The 20,087-nt window shown below is 27.8% G+C and carries 19 protein-coding genes; 1 reads left to right on the forward strand and 18 read right to left on the reverse strand.

The window, feature by feature from the left end; all coding sequences use genetic code 4:
- Nucleotides 1–21: 21 nt before the first annotated feature.
- The 9 genes from SSYRP_RS04135 to SSYRP_RS04175 form a co-directional block, all read right to left on the reverse strand.
- Nucleotides 22–873: an ABC transporter permease gene (locus SSYRP_RS04135; protein WP_016341048.1), complete on the reverse strand. Its 852-nt coding sequence runs from the start codon at nt 871–873 to the stop codon at nt 22–24.
- Nucleotides 861–1,739, reverse strand: a complete 879-nt coding sequence (locus tag SSYRP_RS04140) for an ABC transporter permease (protein WP_016341049.1) — start codon at nt 1,737–1,739, stop codon at nt 861–863. Before SSYRP_RS04140 ends, SSYRP_RS04135 begins: the two co-directional genes overlap by 13 nt.
- The gene (locus tag SSYRP_RS04145; RefSeq protein WP_016341050.1) at nt 1,732–2,469 is read right to left on the reverse strand and encodes an ABC transporter ATP-binding protein; all 738 of its coding nucleotides are present in this window, start codon (nt 2,467–2,469) and stop codon (nt 1,732–1,734) included. Before SSYRP_RS04145 ends, SSYRP_RS04140 begins: the two co-directional genes overlap by 8 nt.
- 47 nt (nt 2,470–2,516) lie before the next feature.
- A complete protein-coding gene (locus tag SSYRP_RS04150) occupies nt 2,517–2,831 on the reverse strand; it encodes a PadR family transcriptional regulator (protein ID WP_016341051.1) in 315 nt (104 codons plus the stop codon).
- Between the two features lie 124 nt (nt 2,832–2,955).
- Nucleotides 2,956–4,827, reverse strand: a complete 1,872-nt coding sequence (gene infB / locus SSYRP_RS04155) for a translation initiation factor IF-2 (RefSeq protein WP_016341052.1) — start codon at nt 4,825–4,827, stop codon at nt 2,956–2,958.
- A gap of 29 nt (nt 4,828–4,856) precedes the next feature.
- On the reverse strand, nt 4,857–5,156 hold the full coding sequence (locus tag SSYRP_RS04160; protein WP_016341053.1) for a L7Ae/L30e/S12e/Gadd45 family ribosomal protein: 300 nt from the start codon (nt 5,154–5,156) through the stop codon (nt 4,857–4,859).
- The gene (gene rnpM, locus SSYRP_RS04165; protein WP_016339185.1) at nt 5,157–5,432 is read right to left on the reverse strand and encodes an RNase P modulator RnpM; all 276 of its coding nucleotides are present in this window, start codon (nt 5,430–5,432) and stop codon (nt 5,157–5,159) included.
- A 20-nt stretch (nt 5,433–5,452) separates the two neighbouring features.
- Nucleotides 5,453–6,877 carry a transcription termination factor NusA gene (gene nusA / locus SSYRP_RS04170; RefSeq protein ID WP_016341054.1) on the reverse strand — a complete coding sequence of 475 codons (1,425 nt, stop codon included), beginning with the start codon at nt 6,875–6,877 and terminating at the stop codon, nt 5,453–5,455.
- Nucleotides 6,878–6,892: 15 nt separating this feature from the next.
- A complete protein-coding gene (locus SSYRP_RS04175) occupies nt 6,893–7,378 on the reverse strand; it encodes an LSm family protein (RefSeq protein ID WP_016341055.1) in 486 nt (161 codons plus the stop codon).
- A 255-nt stretch (nt 7,379–7,633) separates the two neighbouring features.
- Here SSYRP_RS04175 and SSYRP_RS04180 point away from each other — a divergent pair, with 255 nt between their 5' ends.
- A complete protein-coding gene (locus SSYRP_RS04180; protein WP_016341056.1) occupies nt 7,634–8,503 on the forward strand; it encodes a DUF1295 domain-containing protein in 870 nt (289 codons plus the stop codon).
- A gap of 8 nt (nt 8,504–8,511) precedes the next feature.
- Here SSYRP_RS04180 and SSYRP_RS04185 read toward each other — a convergent pair whose 3' ends face one another.
- The 9 genes from SSYRP_RS04185 to SSYRP_RS04225 all read right to left on the reverse strand — a co-directional run bounded on the left by SSYRP_RS04185 (nt 8,512) and on the right by SSYRP_RS04225 (nt 20,083).
- The gene (locus SSYRP_RS04185; protein WP_016341057.1) at nt 8,512–9,336 is read right to left on the reverse strand and encodes a DegV family protein; all 825 of its coding nucleotides are present in this window, start codon (nt 9,334–9,336) and stop codon (nt 8,512–8,514) included.
- A gap of 163 nt (nt 9,337–9,499) precedes the next feature.
- Nucleotides 9,500–10,273 (reverse strand): YwaF family protein, encoded by a 774-nt coding sequence (locus tag SSYRP_RS04190; protein WP_016341058.1) that lies wholly within the window; start codon nt 10,271–10,273, stop codon nt 9,500–9,502.
- Nucleotides 10,274–10,479: 206 nt separating this feature from the next.
- The gene (locus SSYRP_RS04195) at nt 10,480–11,985 is read right to left on the reverse strand and encodes a hypothetical protein (protein ID WP_016341059.1); all 1,506 of its coding nucleotides are present in this window, start codon (nt 11,983–11,985) and stop codon (nt 10,480–10,482) included.
- Complete coding sequence (locus SSYRP_RS04200; protein WP_016341060.1) at nt 11,986–14,058, reverse strand: hypothetical protein; 2,073 nt, start codon at nt 14,056–14,058, stop codon at nt 11,986–11,988.
- A complete protein-coding gene (locus SSYRP_RS04205; RefSeq protein WP_051090650.1) occupies nt 14,048–15,820 on the reverse strand; it encodes a hypothetical protein in 1,773 nt (590 codons plus the stop codon). Before SSYRP_RS04205 ends, SSYRP_RS04200 begins: the two co-directional genes overlap by 11 nt.
- Before the next feature lie 35 nt (nt 15,821–15,855).
- Entirely contained in the window at nt 15,856–16,815 is a 960-nt protein-coding gene (locus SSYRP_RS05170; protein WP_016341062.1) for a hypothetical protein, read from the reverse strand.
- Nucleotides 16,816–16,830: 15 nt separating this feature from the next.
- Entirely contained in the window at nt 16,831–17,721 is an 891-nt protein-coding gene (locus tag SSYRP_RS04215; RefSeq protein WP_016341063.1) for a lipoprotein, read from the reverse strand.
- Between the two features lie 325 nt (nt 17,722–18,046).
- Nucleotides 18,047–19,252, reverse strand: coding sequence for a hypothetical protein (locus SSYRP_RS04220; RefSeq protein ID WP_016341064.1), 1,206 nt, complete (start codon nt 19,250–19,252; stop codon nt 18,047–18,049).
- 147 nt (nt 19,253–19,399) lie between these two features.
- A complete protein-coding gene (locus SSYRP_RS04225) occupies nt 19,400–20,083 on the reverse strand; it encodes a DNA alkylation repair protein (RefSeq protein ID WP_016341065.1) in 684 nt (227 codons plus the stop codon).
- Nucleotides 20,084–20,087 lie beyond the last annotated feature (4 nt).

Below are 20,087 nucleotides of genomic sequence, written 5' to 3' on the forward strand. Positions count from 1 at the left end.
TATTCACAAAAGCATCTTTTTTTATTTACTTCATCTTCAACGATAAGTTGTTAGACCAATACATACAACAATTAATCCGCATGATACAGCAAGATTAATAATATTTTGTGTTGTCATAACTATATTACCCGTTGTAAAAATATCTAAAAATGGCTTAGCACAGTACCAATATGGTGAAATATAAACTAAATATTTCAACTCTGGAGCTGCTAAGATATAATCAATTGGAATTAACGCTCCGGTAAAGAACAATGAAGGGGTAAATAATAACCCTGAAAAAGCTCCTAATACGGCACGGCTAGTAAAGAAACTAGCTAATAATAGCCCAACTGCACTTGATAGAATTAAAACGATTAGCATAAATAATAGTGAGATTCCAAATGATTGGGGAAAAGCAACTTCTCATCCATAATTTCAACCATAGAATAATCCCCCACATAAGAAGGTTCAAAATAGACCAATTGTTGTCATTACAACCGAAGCTGAAATAACGGTAAAGATAAACATATATGGTTTAACGCTTGTTGCCCCAATCCGTTTAAATAAAACAGAATCTTTAATTTCAATTAAAGTAAAGGGAACAACAAAGACCCCAACTGAAATGGCTGGCATTAAAGCCATTGCCCCAATGATTTGTTGTAATTTACTAAATGTTTCTGCTTGTGAGACATTTGGTAAATTAATATATACTAAGCCCTCTAGTAATAGTAAACAAAATGGCATAATTGTTACATATAGTATTCCTGGTCCTCCCAAAAAGACCATTTTAAAAGTTAATTTAAAAAGTGGCAAAATTTTAACATTAAAGTTAGATTTCTTATCCTTTTTCTTATTTTCTGTCATCATATCGACATTTTGTTTTATTGTTGTCATTTTGTTAACACCCCCGCTAATGTTCCAAATACACCAATTAATCCTAGCGAAACAAAAATATTAACATAGAATTCTCAGTTAATTGTAATTTTTCCGGTTAATCATAATTCAATTCCTGGGGTCATTGAATATTTAAACGGAATTAATCACCGAAGAATTTTTAGGACTTCAATTTGATCTAACAAGATAATTGGAATAAAGATTCCTAATAAAAATGATGATAGATTACTTAAAATTGTTACTGATGCCTGTAATCCTGGCATTGTTTTAAAAATGGCTGCAAAAGTTAACCCGATTGTTGTTGCAATAAAGAATGTTAACAGATAAAAAACCATCATTAACGGCGTGTTATTATTAAAAGCAATTGATCAACCAAATTGTTCACCAGTTTTGCTGTCTTTAACTCAGGCAAACATTAAACCAGCTAATAATAGGGTTCAAAAAATGGCAATAATAACCATTACAAAGGTAATTAGGATGTTAACTAAAATATAAAAACCTGGTCTTAAATCGGTTGCCCCAATTCGTTTAATTAAAACAGAATTTTTAAAATCAATAATAGCTGGAGGCAAGAAAGATAAACCAATCCCTAACACTTCCATAATCACCATCGCATTAACTAGTGAAGCAATAATTTCTCTTTCACTCATTCCAGGCGTTGCGGCGGCTAATGCTTTATACGCAAAGCCTTCTAAAAATAATAAAATAACTGGAAATAATAAAGTAAAAAAGACATTCTCAATATTTTTTAAATAATATTTAACAACAATTATAGCTAATGGACCTGATTTTTGTAATTGCAAATGTAATTGTTTGCCTAATCGTTTTCCAACAACCCTTTCTTTTTTAATTTCAGTATTATTCATTATTTTTTCCTCCTACTGGAGTTGGCTTGATTCCTTTTTTATAGTAATCAAATTTTGCTTTTGTATAGTTAAAGACACTACCATATTCGGCAATAACTTTTTTAACGGTTGTTTCATCTTTGATTTCCCCATCATGAAGATAAACAATTCGTTCACAGAAACGTTGAATTTCTTCCATGTTATGAGAAACAAGTAACATTGCCCGATTTTTTTTAACAATATTTGCTTCTAAAAATTCAAAAATAGTTTCTTTTACTTCAATATCTAACCCTGTAGAAACTTCATCTAAAATTACCAAATCAGGACGGTGAATAACTGATAATAAAATATTTAATCTTTGTTGTTGTCCCCCTGATAAACCTGAAATATTTTTTTTGGCAAATGAATCTAATTGATATGTTTTTAATAGGCCCATGATTTCTTCTTTAGAATATTTAATATCAAAAGTATCACAATAATATTTGATCATATCTAATGATGAAATCCCAGCGGGATATTTTGAGTCCTGAAATTGAATTCCGATGATTAAATCATCTTTTTTAATAACCTCTCCACTGGTTGGTTTACGAATTCCGGCAATAATTTCACTTAAAGTAGATTTACCACTCCCATTAGCTCCAATTAAACCAACTCGTTCCCCGGCATTAATTTGTAAATTTATATCTTTTAAAGCATACTTATCCTTATATTTTTTTGAGACATTTTTAATATCCAAAATCATTTCGCTCATAACTTTCTCCTTTTCAATTTAACTTTTAAAATAATTAAAGATGTTTTTTAATAATCACATTTCAATAAGTCTTGAACTTTATGCATAAATTTTTTTCATTCCCCTTCAAGGTTCTCTAAATAGGCTTTCCCTTTTTCGGTTAATCGATAATATTTTCGAATCGGACCGTCAGATAACTCCCCGATAAAAATCTCACAATAGTTATTAATGATTAACTTTTGTAAAATAGCATAAACAGTTGATTTATTGATTTCAAGACGGGTATTTATTTGGTTATTAATCTCATAACCATACATATCTTGTTTATTAAGCATTTTTAGAATAACTAGCTCAATAACACCCTTTTTTAACTGAACATCCATTACTATCTCCATTCCTTTAATTATTTTCAATAGAATACTATCAAGACTAGTACATAAAGTCAACTACTCAAATCATTTTTTGTAAAATAAAAAGGTTTTTATGCCTTAAAAACCTCATTAATAATTATTTTGCCACTTCTTTTTGAGTATAGGCTTCAATAATATCATTTTCTTTAATATCATTATAGTTTTTAATCAAAATTCCACAGTCCATTCCATTTTTCGCTTCTTTTAAATCATCTTTGCCATGTTTTAATGAGGCAATTTCCCCTTGGTAAACAATAACCCCATCACGTAAAATATGAACTTTTGATTTCCGTGGAATAACCCCATCAATGACGTGACAACCAGCAATTGTCCCAATATCTGAGTGACGGAATGTTTGACGAACTTCCGCTTGTCCTGTTACTTCTTCAATAACTTCAGGATCTAACATTCCCTTTGCTGCCGCTTCAATTTCTTCTGTTACTTTATAAATAATTGTATGTAAACGAATTTCCACACCCTCATCTTCGGCTTTTTTTCGCACATGCGCTGTTGGACGGACATTAAACCCAATAATAAAGGCATGACTTGCTAATCCTAATGTAACATCACTTTCTGAAATTCCCCCAACAGTTGCCCGGATAATATTAATACGGACCCCTGGGATGCTAATTTTCATTAAACTTGATTTTACTGCTTCAACTGTTCCCTGTGTATCGGCTTTTAAAATAATATTAATTTGTTTTAATTGGCCGTCCTTAATTTGCTCTGATAAGCGTTCTAATGAAAAAGCTTGATTTTTAAAACGTTTATTAATTGTATCAGTTGTTTTTCGTTTTGAAGCAACTTCGCGGGCTAATTTTTCATCTTGGAAAACCATAAACTTATCTCCCGCATTTGGCACTTCACTTAAACCATGAATCATTACTGGTTGGGAAGGCCCAGCACTTTTAATTTTTTTCCCCGATTCATCCGTTAAATCACGAACATAACCAAAACAATATCCAACAACTAACGCGTCTTTCATACTTAGTGTTCCTGATTGAACTAATAATGTTGCAACCGGTCCTAATCCTTTATCTAAGTGCGATTCAATTACTGTTCCTAAGGCAAAACGATTAGGATTTGCTTTCAGTTCGCTAATATCAGCAATTAATAAAATTGTTTCTAACAATTCATCAATTCCTTGGCGTTGCTTAGCACTGCCTTTAACATAAGGAACAGATCCTCCTCATTCTTCCGCTGTTAATTCTTCTTGAGCTAACTGCATCATGACATTATCGGGATTTGCTCCTGGTTTATCCATCTTATTAATAAAGACAATAATTGGGACTCCAGCTGCTTTGGCGTGGTCAATTGCCTCTTTGGTTTGGGGCATCACCCCATCATCAGCAGCAACAACTAAAATAACAATATCAGTTACTGCACTCCCGCGAGCACGCATTTGGGTAAAGGCCTCATGACCTGGCGTATCAACAAAAGTAATAAACTCATTATTTTTTGTTTTAATTTGATAAGCCCCAATATGTTGGGTAATACCCCCATGTTCACCACTAACAACATCCGAATTACGAATTGTATCTAATAATGTTGTTTTACCATGGTCAACATGGCCCATAATTGTTACAATTGGTGGGCGTTTTGTTAATGTTTCTGCTGGGTCATTAATATCAAAAGTTTCTAATAAATTTTCATGGGTTACTGATTTTTCTTTTTTAAAATCTAACCCTAATTCTAAACATAATTCCCCTAATTGTTCTTCTGAAAGATAAGTATTTTGGTTGAGCATAATACCTTTCATAAAAAAATACTTAATAATTTCACTAACCGGTTTATTAATTTTTTTGGCAAAATCAGCAATTGTTAGTGCTTCTGAATAGACAAAAACCCCCTCGTTAACGTGGGCTTCAACCACTTTTAATTGTGATTGAATCCGATTCCGTTGGTTTTTTGCTTGTATTTTTTTGTTTTTTTGATTACTAGTATTTTTTTGATTATTTCGATTATTCATTCCATTACCCCCTTCTCTTAATATTTTTGTTACATTGTGATCAATCCAATTATTTGTTTCGCTAAATTAATATCAGTGATGCCAAAAACCTTGATATTATTTATCCCTAGTTTTTCATATAAGGTTGTTTCATTTAACAAATTAAAATACGGGATTTGGTAAAAAAAGCACTTTTGGGAAAATCGTTTTTCTTGCGTTTGCCCCATTGTTTTAACTGATAACACTAAAAAAACTTTCTTTTTCTTTATCTGTTCTAATAAAGTGCTACCGGTACTAATTTTTCTGGCTTTCATGGCAAGACCAAGATAATTATACCCCTTTTCGTCCATTTAATCTCATCCTTCAAGAACTTCTTGTTCTAATTGTTGATAAAATTCATCTGTTAATTTTACTTTTAAAGCACGCTCTAAAGCATGATTCTTTTTGGCTAGTAAATAAACTTCTTTTGTTGGTCGTAAATAGGCTCCCCGCCCATTTGCTTTACCGGTTAAATCAATTTTAACTTCTCCCGTTGGTGTTTTAACAATCCGAATTAACTCTTTTTTTGGTAGCATTTGATTTGAAACAACACATTTGCGTAATGGTGTAGTTTTTTGTTTTTGCATTGTAACCTCCAAATTATTAACTATTTTTCGTCATAGTATTCATCATAATCATCATAATTAATTTCTTCTTCATCTTCTTCAGGTTTTTCTGAATCTTCAAAATATGATAGATTATCTTCGATTGTTTGAATTTCCTCAGTTAAATCAACTGTTGGTGGTACTTCAACATTTGATAAGTCCTCAACATGAAAACCGTCTTCCGGAAGAACTTTAATTTCTTCTGCTTCCACTAATTGTTCTTCAATAATTTCAAATGGTTCAGGTTCAAATTGTTCAGCTGCTTGTTGTAATTTCGCTTGATAGTTTTTGTCTTTTTCTTTAACTTTATCTTTTAAGCGAATTTTTAGCTCTTCTAATTCTCCTAAGTTAATATTACCATTTCATAGAATTTCTAAATTACGATTTAATGCTTCTGAATAACTAATAATATTTAGTTTTCATTTTGTTAGTTTGGCCACTAATTTTGCAGCACTACCACCTTTACCAATTGCTAATGATAATTGTTCATCAGGAACAACAATATCGGCTTCTTTATTTTCTGGCGTTGTTGTAATTGAAATTACTTTTACTGGTGAAAGTGAATTAATAATAAATTGTTGTTCGTTTTCATCATAAATACAAATATCAATTTTTTCATTTTGTAATTCTGCTGTTACTTTATTAATTCGGTTCCCTTTTGTTCCAACACAAGCTCCGATTGGATCGATATTTTTATTTTCACTATAAACAGCTATTTTACTACGGCGTCCTGGGTCCCGAGCAATCGCTTTAACTTCAATTGTTTTTTCAAAGATTTCTGGGATTTCCCGTTCTAATAAACGGAATAAAAATTCATTATTTGTTCTTGTTCCCGTGATTTGCCCAGCATTTTTTGATTTAACAATATCTTCGGCTAAGAATAAAATTCGATCACCAACTTCATAATGATCTGAGAAAATTAAATTTTTAGCGGGAATATAAGCAAAAGTTCTTTCTACTTCTACTAACACAAATTTTTCTTCAACCGCAATAACAATCCCATTCATTAAATGTCCTTTTTGAATAATATATTCTTCAAAAATTGAGTCTTTTTCGGCTTCTTTAATTTGTTGTTTAATAATTTGACCAACTTGGATAATTGCTAAACGAGAAAATTCAGCTGAATCAACATCTTCATAAACTTTGTCACCAATGGTAACATTATCCCCAAAACGTTTTTTTGCTTCATTTAACCCAACTTCTAATAAATCATCTTCAACTTTTTTAACAATTGTTAATTCTTTTGTTACTTTAATTTGACCAGTTTGTTGGTCAATTTCTACTTCAATTATTGCTTCTGGGTCAAAATGTTTTTCATAAGCTTTTTTAAACCCTTCCTTAATTGATTCTAAAATTAATTCACGAGGAATTTGTTTTTCACTCACAATTTCTTCAATTGTTGTTAATAGTTTTGCTCCATCTATCATTGTTTTCTTCCTCCCTTAAAATTTAACTGCACAACGGGCAAATTTGACATTATCATACCGAAAAGATAATTTTTTTGGTTGACCTTTTTTAAAATATTTGACTGTTAATATTTGTGTTGATAAATCTACTGCTACTAATTGGCCAGTTATATTTGATAATTTATCAACATCAGTAATAAATTCAACAAAAACTTCTTCGTTTAAGCGTCCTGCCAATTCATCAAAATTCCGTAATGGGCGTTCTGCTCCTGGTGTTGAAACCTCAACAACATATTCACTTTGAATTAAATCTAACTGATCAATAATTTGATTAATATCTTCACTAATTTTTACTAACCGATCTAAATCAATTACTGTTGCTTGGTCTTCAACTAATACTTGTAAAATATTTGTGTCAAATTCAACTAAAAAATTAAGCGAAAATAACATTAAATTATTTTGTTGTAAATAATCTTCCATTGCTTGTTTGATTACTGATTGGTGTTTTAACAATTCATCCATTTTTTCACCTCTTTTAAAATATCTTGGCATTAAATAAAGAGCACACGTGTGCTCTTTATATCGGTATTATTTTAAATACGTATTTATATTAATACAAATTAATTAAAAAAGCAACAAATTATCGCGCTTTAAATTAAGGATTTCTGAATTAAAATTTTAAAAAATAATTTTTAAAGGATAGAACCTGATAAGTTATAATATAAGTATAGCAATTATTAATTTTATTGAATAAATCATTATTGAAAAGGAGTCAAAATGGAACTTAATTATATTTTTATTTTATATACATTTCTTATTAGTTTAGGTTTAAACTTAGTGTTTTTTGTAATTGCGTTCTTATTAAAAAGTGATGCTTTTACAGATATAACATATGCTTTAACTTTTGTTTTAACAACATCAATTATTTTGGGATGAAAACAAAACTTTTCTTTATTCCAAATCGTTTTATATGTCCTAGTGTTGCTATGAGCAATTAGATTAGGAACTTATTTACTAATTAGAATTATTAAAATTAAAGTTGACCATCGTTTTGATAAAATGCGTAATTCATTTTGAAAATTCTTAGGCTTTTGAATTTTACAAGCTATTTCAGTTTTCTTAATAGTTTTACCAACAACATTTGTCTTATTTATTGATGGAAGTTACTTCGATAGCACAAACTATTACACTTTTATTTTTGTAGGAATTGCGCTATTTGGTTTACTATACGAAACAATTGGGGATGCGCAAAAATTCGTCTTCTTCCAAAATAAAAAAGGTGAATTTATTCAAACTGGTCTTTGAAAAAGCTCACGCCACCCAAACTATTTTGGCGAAATTGTTTTCTGAATGTTTTTAACAATTGCTTTTCTATTTAATTTAATTCTAAAAAACTATTCAGACGATAAAATGATTTTATTACAATTATTATGACTATTATCACCTTTATACATTTTATTTTTACTAAACTTTGTCTCTGGTTTACCATTATTAGAAATTGGTGCTTATAAAAAATTGAAAGATAATGCTGCTTATCAGACTTATGTTCAAAAAACTAGTGCTATTATTCCCTATTGTGGTAAAAAAGGTCATATCTTACGAGTTAAAAAATTGATGACTAAAGAAAAAAATAACAGTAATGCTTAGCATTACTGTTATTTTTTTCAAATACTAAAAGCTAATGTTTCTGGGCCAGTATTAACTAAAATTGTTTTAGGTAATTCACTTCATAAATTAATTTTAAAACCAGCGTTAGCAATTATTTCTTTAACTTTTGTAACTGTTTCATCATCTAAATAACCATACGCGACATCAATCATATCGGTTGGACTAACAGCTTTTAAACTATTAACGATAAACTTGACCGAAGAAAAGAAACCACGGTGTTTACTATCAAAAACAATTTTGTCATCTTGGACTTTTAACACAATATTAATTTTCAAAGTTGTCACAATCATTGCCTTAATCCGACTAATACGCCCGGATTTAACAAAGGTATCTCAAGATTTTGGCAAAATATAACATTCATAGGCATTATTAATGTCATTAATTGCTGTTAAAATTTCTGGGCCAGTTTTTCCCTGGTCAATTAAAGCAACAATTCGCGCAATTTCATGCTCTAAAATAATACTAACCCCATTACTATTAATAATAAAGACTTTGTCCTTAAATTGGGGTTCTTCGGCCGCGAGCAGATAACCATTATGTTGTCCTGATAATGACTTTGCCAGACCACAAACAACAATTTGATCGTATTCTTTTAATAAATTATCATATAATTCAATAATTTTTCCAATTGGAGTTTGACTTGTTTTTAAACTGTTCTTTTTGATCAAATTTAAAAACTGTTCTTTAGTAAAATCAGCTGTATCTTCAATACTCTCTGTTCCATCTAAGTTAATTAATAGCGGAGCAATGTATAAATTATCATATAATTTTCCTTTTCCATATGAAGAATCTGTAACAATGGCAATTTTCATCTTTTTTCTCCTTTTCCGTAATGTTCTATTCTTCTTTGATCTAATATATTTTTGTTCTACTACTCAAATTTTAGCAGATAAATCAATTAAAATTTGATAAATCGCTCTTAATGCTAGTTTTAGTAAAATAAAAAAATAGGTGAATTTTTACTCACCTATTTTTTTATTTCTTTTTATGAAAATTAATTTTTGCAAAAGCTTTTTCTCATAGAGTATCCCGTAATTTAATTTGATTTCTTACTTTTCAATTTATTTCATAAATTGGTTTAAAGAAATAAATCACGGCTCAACTTGCTCCTAAGAAAACTGGTCCAGCAACACATAGGACAAAGAGGAATTGCCATCCTTGTGATCATTGTCCTTGCCCAATTGCACCAATAATGTCATTAAAAATATAATTTACATTATTTCCAAATGTTAAATTATAAACTTCAACTAAGGATAAGATTAATACTCCTGTTAAAACTGATTTTCAAATTAATTCTTTTGAAAATTTAAATTTTGTTTGCCCATATAAATAAACATAAAAATAGGCATACATTGCAACTAAGTGACCAAAGAAAAATTGGTAATACCAAAAATTACTAAAAACTAAGGCATCTCAATCTTTTGGCATTAAAATAGTTAATGCTGGTCCAATAATTGCTAATGGAAAAAAAGTATCCATTTGGATTTTAGTTGGAAAAATTAAAATAATAATAGCTGATCATTCAACCATATTACATAATTCCAAATAAATATATGAATTAATGTCATGTGGATTATCAATTATTCGATTAATAATAAAATATAATTCGACAATTAATAATCAAATAATGCTTGTTGCTCTAATTGATATATTAACATATTTGTTAGCATAAAATTTTGTAAACATAAATAAACTTGCCATCACAATAAATGAAACAATTACGGCAATAATATGAGCAAATGTAATCAAAATATTCATCTCCTTTTACTTTTAAAATATCCCCTTATACATTATAGGAAATTAAAAAATAAAATAAAGGAATTTTCGCAAAAAAAATAGAATTTCTTTTTAAAAAAGAAATTCTATGAAAAATATTTTAAAAAAATACGAGTACTAACTTATTAAAATTATGTTTTTTATTATATTGCTTAATTCAATAATAGTTAGGATAATGGTTATTTTTCTTTATTTCATCTTCCTCTAATTTTATTTGTTTTATTTTTAACAGCCACTTTTGGTTTACTTTTAATCTCAAATTTAATTGTACTAATTCAGTTCATTTGTATTAAATCATATATTTTAGAAAAACTAATAAAAAGGAGTGCAAACCAAATAATTAAATAATTGCCTCAAGATAACTGTAGTATTTTTAAATATCCTTCTCCTAGTGAGAAATTTGTAAAAGCACTAGTCCATATCATCACTCATATTGTATTAAAACTAAAAGGTAAAATACTTCAAATGCTAAAGGAAAGATAATTTTGAACAAGATATGTTTTTATTTTATTATCTGTATTGTCACTAATTTTTAATCCCCTTGCAATTGTCGGAGTATTTTCAAAACTAACAATTAATAATAATGTAACTCAAAAATGATATTTCCCATAACTTTTAATATTACAGTCTAACTGCTTTTCTTCTCATAATGAATTTAAATTTCGCAAAGACAAAATAAGGTGGTTATACTGATAAGTAAATTCATCAATTATGATAATTACAAAAAATCAAATAAAGCTAGTTAAAACGGCTTCAAAAATACTAACTAAACTATTATTATTAACAAATAAATTTGATTTAATTAAGACAAAATAGTTACTATTATAAATAGAAACTACATTAAATAAATCCAAGGTTAGCCCTAACACAATTTGCAACAAAACTAAAATTGGTAGGCAAACTGTCATTTTTAAATTTAAAATGTAGCAACCTAATAATAGTAAAAATGGTATTAAATTAATTAATAAATTTGTAAAATTAATATCTAAATTATTATTAAAAAAGGCTTGTGGTGTCATACCAATTGTAAAATATAAAATTGTTAAAACAATTATAATTATTCCAATTACTTTTGCATTAATTCATAGATATTTTTTAACTAAACTATCATTTTCTTTACCAATATTTTGATAGTACTGACTGCGAACATTCACAAAATTAGTAATTGTCAAACCACTGATAATTGCACCAAGTCCCATTCATAAATTACTATCTACAAAAATGAACGGATAAATTAATAAAATTGGAATAATTATTGCACTAGTTTTTAAATTTGGAATGATTAGTCCTAGCATTAAAGTAAAAAGAAAAGTTAATCCCACTAAAACAACGGGGGATAATAATTTAAATAATAAGGTTCAAAATCCATATAACCCATAACCTTTAATAAATAAACTTAAGAAAAGACATAATAATAGTAAATTAATAATTTCTTCAACCGAAGTTTTGTCTTTTTTTTGTAGTTTTATGACATTATTACTTTGTTTAGAAGTAATTAATTTAATTAAATAAATTAAAAAACATAAAAATAATAATAAACCAATTAATCCAATAATATTAAAATTAACTAAATCATTTGTAAATTCTATCGTTAAAAAAGCTATTAAACCAGAAGTTAAGATTAGAAATAGGATACCCAGAATAATTCAATCAAATAATGTTCTTCTTTTATAAGATTGTAACATTTATGCTAAGCTCATAATTTCATTAATAATTTGTTCAATTTCATTATCATTTGTATATGAATAAGTATGAGTTTCATTATTTTTATCTTTATAAACATAGATATAAACATTAATTGTTTCAGTTAAAATTTGAATTTGTTCATTAATTCCGGCTTTAATTGCTATTAAGGCAGCGCTATAACTTTCAAAATAGATGTAGGGATCTAATCCTTGTTCCTGGCGAATTGAACTGAAAATACGATAAACATTATAAACACCATCTTCAATAATATTATCAAAACTCATTGGGTGACCATTTCATGACTCAATTTCCGCCTTATTAACATAGCGTCCAGTTAAGCTAATACGATTTTGCAATTGTTTAATAGCATCTTCTGCACTTTCCCCTGAAATTTCAAAACTACCAAATGCATCGTAAGCAAAATATTGTTTCAATAAAACTCCTGATTCTAATTGGAATAAGCGTTCTTGGGCTTGCGCTTGAGTTGGAGCTAAAGCTAAGCCATCAATTGACGAAATATTTTCAACATCTAGATATGTATACATTAAGACAGTATTCATATCTCCTGTTAAGAATAAGTATTGATTTAATTCAGCTGCTGAAGCATAAAAATCTTCGCGTAATTTATACTTTGTCACACCATTTTCAATAATTGTTTCCCGTTGTAAAATTTCTTGTTTTAAAACAGTGTTATAATAATTGACACTTTCTCGTACTGAATACTTGTCACCATGGGTTCCGTTAACATCATATAAAGTATCAGCATAAACACCGAAATCATTGTAAGCAATTCCATTTTCATCTTTTTTATCTAAAGTTAAAAACTGGCGACTATAAAAATTATTAAATCAAATGTCATATGATTGACGAACATATGTTGTTGGAATTTCATTTGGATTTGTAATTTCAATGCCTATATTATCTCAACGATAAATTTGTTGACGAGTAGGGTCATTTTTCACTTTATCATACAAATATAATGTTGCATTATAATCTTGTGATGAAGTTAAAGCATTTCAATTAAAATCAGTATACTTTCCAAATGATCCTGCTTTTATTGGCAAATAAGTAAAATCATATTGATTTCCTTCTAAATTAATTGTTTTTGTTCAATAGTACTTTCCAACTGCTGGGCCAGATTTTTCAAATTTTTGTTGCCACCCCATTTTTGTAGTAAGCTCATCTTTACTTAATTGGTTATGTTTATCCTCAAAAACAAAAGTATCACCACGATAATAATCTTGGGTTCTTCCCCTATTAATTGATACTTTAATCATGTCATCCCCACCTGGTGATAAATATATTTTATGATTAACATCAGTTTCTAAATAACTCGTATAATTAATTGGAAAGCTAGTACTAGAATCTGTTCAAGTACTTTCAAAATTATTATGAATTGTATCTTTTAAAGTTTCTTTTGTCCCGTATAAGGTTAAACCTTGGGTAAATTCAGAGGGTTTAACATAATAACCTGAAGTTAATGAGTTTAATAATTTAGCTTGGTCATCTTCATTAAAAACATTATAATATCTTCCATTAACATAATAATATAATGACTTATGTAATCCACCTTTATAAATAAAACCATTTTTTGCTTCTTCTGGTGAATCAAATCAACCAATCCCGTCATAACTATATTGGGCTTTAACAGAGCCAGCATTAGTATAAGTATTTAAAGCGGCCTGTTTTGTTAAAGCTGTATTGCCATACGCATCACGGTATACAAGTTGAAAATTATTAAAATCCGTATCATAAATTTTATCGGCTTTTAAAGTACGATATTGATAATCTTCAATAATTTTTCCCGGATTCGAAGAAGTTTGAATAGTTTCAATTTTGCTACTCTGATAAATATAATTATCTAAATCAGTTTGGGAATAAAAAACATGATTATCATAACTATATTTTGTTTTTGTTGATTTCACTGTTGATGAGGATTTAATTGTTTGAAATAAAGCCTCTCGAGGGGATGTTACTTCACTATTTTCATTTATTACCGACGCACTTACACCAACTGGTGTTGTTGTTAAAATTGTTGACGCTAAAATTGTTTTTAAAAGATTAATTGCCATGATTCAAAACCTCCCCTGCTGCATTAACTAATTGGGTACTTTCTTCAATTCATTTATAAAAGTCACTTTCATTTGTAAAACGTTGGTTACCAAAATAGACAAAGTAATTTACAACCGTATCATGGTGATATGTAATATCGACGTGATTATAGACATAAACAAAGGCATCGTTATAAGTATAAAAATAACGATATTGGCCACCAAATAAGACACCATAAACTTTATTTTTTAACCCAAATTGTTCTTTTAAGCGATCATAATCAATTGAACTAATTAAATCACTTGATAAAACTGTTTTTGATTCAAGAATATTATTAATAATATAATTGCGTTGATCAGCTATTAAAGCTTCAGGAGTATCATAATAACGATTAATTCCTTCTAAATCACGGTATTTATATTGAATGATAAATTGATTATTAGTAATTTTTTCTTGCATACTTTTAATAGCATCAATTGGATTATTAAATCAGCCATCAATGCCATCAAAATATTGACTAATTACTGTATTAGCAAAATGCTTGGTAAAAATATACTCAATAAATTTTTCTAATTTATTATAGCCATCATCGGGATCTTCACTATTAACAGGAAGTTCTTCTTGATCAACTTCTCCCATTACATTAATATAATATTGTCTTGTATCAATAAAATCTGTGGGATTAGAAATAATGTATTCTTTTAAGTATTTTTGCGCTGATGATAGTGAAGTAAATAAACTTCCTAAAACAACATATAACTGGGCATTAGTGTCATTAGTAATGCTCCCATTATCAAAAACACTAATCATTTGGACATGTTTGCTAAAGTCTTGACCTCATATTCTTCCAAAAACTGGAAGACTTATCTCTGTTGTTGTATAGTATAAAACTTGGCCATTACCAAAATCATTTTGATAAGTTACAAAGTCAAAAATCGAAATTAGACTGCCAATATTTCATATGGCTTTAGCCATTTGTAAGCCATTCATCATTTTACCTAAGCCTTTTAATAATTTTGATCCAAGTTTAGCAGGATCAGTTCAAAATTTTGAGCCTTCTTTATCAAACTTAACCATTGATTTAAAATTCTTTTTAAGAGCATCAAATGCTTCTTCTTTTGTATACTTTTCGCCACCAAACATATAGTATTCTGTTCCACCTTCAAAAACGGTTTCTAATTTATCTACCATCATTTTGACTTCAGCATCTTCAAGATTTCCTTTTTCCCCAACAAGTTTACCAATGTTATCAAGCGCTCCAAATAATTCATCACCAATTTTTTGGACTTTTTCAATGATTCCTTGTAAGGCATTACCTTTTGCAGGTGATTGATACATAAACTGTGAAGGGGAAATGAACATTTGAATTACATCTGTTAACGTCAATTCAGTTTCTGACTCTAATTTTGTTTGATCTTTAAACAACTCATCAATTACGCTATCATACAAACTAGTATTTGCTCTAATAATATTTTTGATTAATTGTTTTAAAAAATTAATAAAATCTAATACTGGTTTTGGATCAGAATGATTTACTGTTAATGTATAGCCATAAACCTTTTGGATAAATAATAAAGTTTTTTTAAAATTATCCATTCCGTTAATTTTGTTTAAGGTATTAACTATATCATTATATTTAAAACCACTATTTCTGTCATTATATTCTTTATAATTTGCCTTTTGAAATTTTTCTTTAAAATTATCCCTTATCTTTTTATCATTCATAAATAAGTCTTTTTCAATATCTCATGATTTTGGTTCTGCTTCTTTTGAATTCATCATCAAATTAATTAAACTTGAAGCAACAACTAAATTATTTAAAACTGCATTAATACTATTTGAATTAGTTTTTTTCAGCCATTCATTAATTTATTCTGAAAAACATCTTGGGAATCATCAGATTCAATATATTGTGTTCCACTAAATGAACCAATTAATCCTATTGAATCTATGTTTAATCAATAAGATTTTTTAAAAGGTTTATACAATTGAATATTTTTTTCTTCATCACGTTGAATTAATTTTAGCTTTGAAATATCTGGTAAATTACGATTTGATCAACGAAAGCCATTGTAATCATATTGAATATCTGTTGTTGATCGAATTCAATCGGAAACTTGGTCTTTTGTTAAACAAGTTCCTGCCATTGTGTAACATTTGGTTGTATTATTATCTTTTAAATTTTGTTGGACAATATTTTCTAAATATTGAATTGCACCATAACGATTAGCAAATTCAACTGTTCCATTATCACCATTTGGAGAATTATTAATGCTTCCTAATTTATATACTTTTTGATAACTTTGATGGGTTGCAATAGCTTCATTAATATCTAAATATGCATTACCATCTTTACCCCGATAAACAGTTGTTAATTTATCATTTTGGGTTGTTAATACTTGATTTGATATTTCTCCCGCACTGTTTATGACATATTCAGCAGGATTACGATAAGTTTCAAAAGCTTGAATTGGAAATTGACTAGCAATATCATTTTCTAAAACATTATGTTGAGATAAATCATAGGCTTTATTGTTATATAAATAATAATCATTTTCAATTTGGTAAGATTCTTTTTGTGCTTTATTATTTGCATATTGGATTAATTCGGTATTTGATTTAAAGACTTGACCATCAAATTTGTAATAAGCATTTTCTTTTGTTTTAACATGAGCAACTACAGTGGAAATTGATGCAACTACAGTACCAGTAGTTAGTACACAAAGCGCACTAAAAACAGAAACTAATCGTTTCGATTTTAAAATTTTAAATTTCATATTTATTTTTAAAAACTAGTATAACTCAACTAAAATATTTCCTGTTGCATCAGATTTTATAGTTGGCTCATTAATATAAGAAAATGTTCCATCAATTCTTTCGACAAATTTATTTTCATCCTTAAGTTTTCCAATAAATTCATATTTTTTTACGTCTAAAGATAATTTATAGTCATCATAAAATCAAAATGATTCTGAGTTATTATTCTTATCACTTAATAGTAGTGTAAGTTCATTTGAAATATTAATTTTTGCATTTTCATTATTACTTTCGCTATAATTACTAATATTCTGTTCTGTTAAAGCATCTCCTACTGAACCTAAACTAAAATAACTAAGACCTTGTTTTTTAATACCAACTAATGATGTTTCCGCACTAAAAAAATACTTTGAGAATTCTTTTATTCAATCAGTTCTATTATAAATTCCTGTAGTTTTAAAATTTAGCATTAAATTTGTGTAATTAAAAATAATTGCACCAAACTCATTTTTTTCTTGAAATGTAATTGAAAAATTTATTTTATAATCTGTATCATATTCAAAACCTTTCATTCCATCTAAACTTGGTACTACAGAAATAAAGTAATTTTCAGGAATATAGTTAAAAGTTTCAATAAATTTTGGTCTAATTAAATTATCAAAAAGATAGATAGTGGCAATGCGAATTGCTGTTACAATTTCATTTTGGCTCTCTTCATTTTGGTCCTTAAGATCTTTAAAGAAAAATTCACCTTCATAATTTCAAGTGTTATTTTCCGCAAAATATTTTGTTAGATTTTCTTTATTAATTTCTAATTTTTCTTGTACTGGATTCGTTGCATTTTCATTTGTTCCACATCCAACTAAAGGCGTTGTTGCTGAACTAACTAATGTAATTACTCCTAATAATGATAATAATTTTTTCATACTCTAGTAGTATCCTTTCTTAAATTAAATATATTAATAGTTTTTGATATTATTGATAATTGATAAATTAATAAGTGCTATTTTGTATTAATACTTTTTAACCCTATTAAACGTGGATATGTGTTATTTATTAAATAACATGACATAATTATCTCTATTATAATAACAAATTATACAACCAAATTGCAATAATAATTTTCTAAAATTTAATTATAATTTAAAATTTTTTATGATATTTCCAAAACTTTTCTTTTTATTATTTATATAAACAAAAGAAAAAACTAAGTTATCTTTCCTTTCCGATAATCTTAGTTTTAAATTTTTCTTATTTATTAATTGTTCCTTTATTTTTTTTCGCTTCAACTTTTAAAATATTACTTTTAATTTCGTCAATTTCTGCCACATCAACTATTTCATTAAATAAATGATATAGCATATAATTAGTCTCTTTGGGTTTTTTAAAGTGTTGTTCAATAAATTTAGCACCATCTTCTAAAGTATCCATTAATTCTAAAGCTTGTTTTGTATTAATTGCTTTTGTTGATAATGGTTTTTTAATTAATGGTGGTAATTGGCTTACAAAAGCAAAATCTTCTAATGATTTTTCTTGTTGAGTATAATAGAAAATTCGGAAGGTTGCGACTTTTCCCCCAATTGTTTTAATTGCATTACGAACCGCTGACACTTTTGTTGATAATAAGTTTTTAATAAAGACAGCAATAATAACAGTAATTGTACCAATTGGAATAATAATTTGCAGAATTAAATCTAAATCAACGCCAAATTTAGCAGAAAAAATTGATTTAATTAATGTATAGCCATTTTGAATTACTAAAACTGTTGTAAAGAATGCAAAGTTTGATGCTTTTCATCATTTATGTGGTACTAAAACTTCTGTTCTATTTTTAAGAATATACCAGAAAAAATATGATACTAATACCAAGAATGCTCCATAAGCTAAAGCAATAATTGTTGTTAAAAAGTTAAAGAAACTAAAAATAATTGTTAAGTTTGTAATAAATGTTAAATAGATTTTAGTATTGAAGATTGGTAAATCATTTGGGTAATTTGTTGCTAACCCATAACGTCATTGAAAACTACGATAACGAAAAATTTTAATATTAATCACAATATAATAGCATAAACCAATAATTGCAATTACTGCTGTAATAAACAAATATGAATAAGCTAAATTAATACTTGTTTCTCGTTGCGCTCATGCTGCTCCTCAATCAGAAATTTGCGTAGTACTTGCCGCAAAAAAAGTGAATGATAATAAGGAGAAATCAATTAATGGATATTTAATATTCATTAACATTTGATATACTGCTTGTGCATCTTGACCCGTTGTTGTGCCATTGGCAATATCAGCAAGTTTTTGAGTCACACCATATTTTTCATTAACATTTTGCCGTTCATTTAAAAAGAGAATTAAAAATGTAATAATAACAGCTGTTAAAATTAATCAAAAGATCATCATTACAAAATACTGTGTGCCAAGCAAACTACGCTGCTTTTTTTCTTTTGTCATTAAATCCACCTATGTTCTTTCTATTTTAATACATTACAAAACCATTAAGTTTCCCTAGTGATTATGTTGATTAAATTATAATTTAAATTATTATTAAAAACAAGAAATCGCTAAATATGAAAAAAAAGATGAAATTACTCATCTTTTTTAGTGCTCATTTATAACCGCAATAATCTTGTTACTAATATTATTTCTAATAATAAAACTTTCAACTTTTTCAGGCGCAACCCGTTTTGCATTCCGTAGCGCTCAACCAATTGAACGAATCAAATAAAAGTTTGTTGTTGTTAATAGTGGCTCCACTAAGGCAAAAATTAAATCAACATCCATTTTTTCCTTAAAATTTAATTGCAATTGAATGGCAATTCTTTTAACTCAGTCATCCTCGTCGTTAATTAATTTATTAATATAAATCCGAGCTGCAGGTTGATCATTGTGATTAAATAAAATTTGACCAAAAATATCGTCAACATTATCAACTGTTTCCCACCAAATATCCATTCTAATTAAAGCTAATAATCAATCTAAATCATCAAAAGTAAGATTTTTTTGCCATCATAAATTTAAAAATTCAATTGCACTGTACTTAAATTCCCTTTGGGGTTGATAATAAAGTTCTTTAAATAAAGCCTTTTTATCGTTAAAATTCGGATATTTTTTATTTCATTCTGATAAAAGCCCTTTAATTAATGGTTTTCGTTTTCCGGTTAATATCCCATAAAATTGAAAGTTATTTAATAAAAACTTTTCTTGTTTAATTTTTGTTTCTTCGTCACAGTTCTTTTCAAAAATATTTTTTAACTGCATAATTTCGTTATTAAAATCATTCATATTA

It is taken from the genome of Spiroplasma syrphidicola EA-1, assembly GCF_000400955.1.
Lineage (GTDB): Bacteria > Bacillota_I > Bacilli_A > Mycoplasmatales > Mycoplasmataceae > Spiroplasma > Spiroplasma syrphidicola.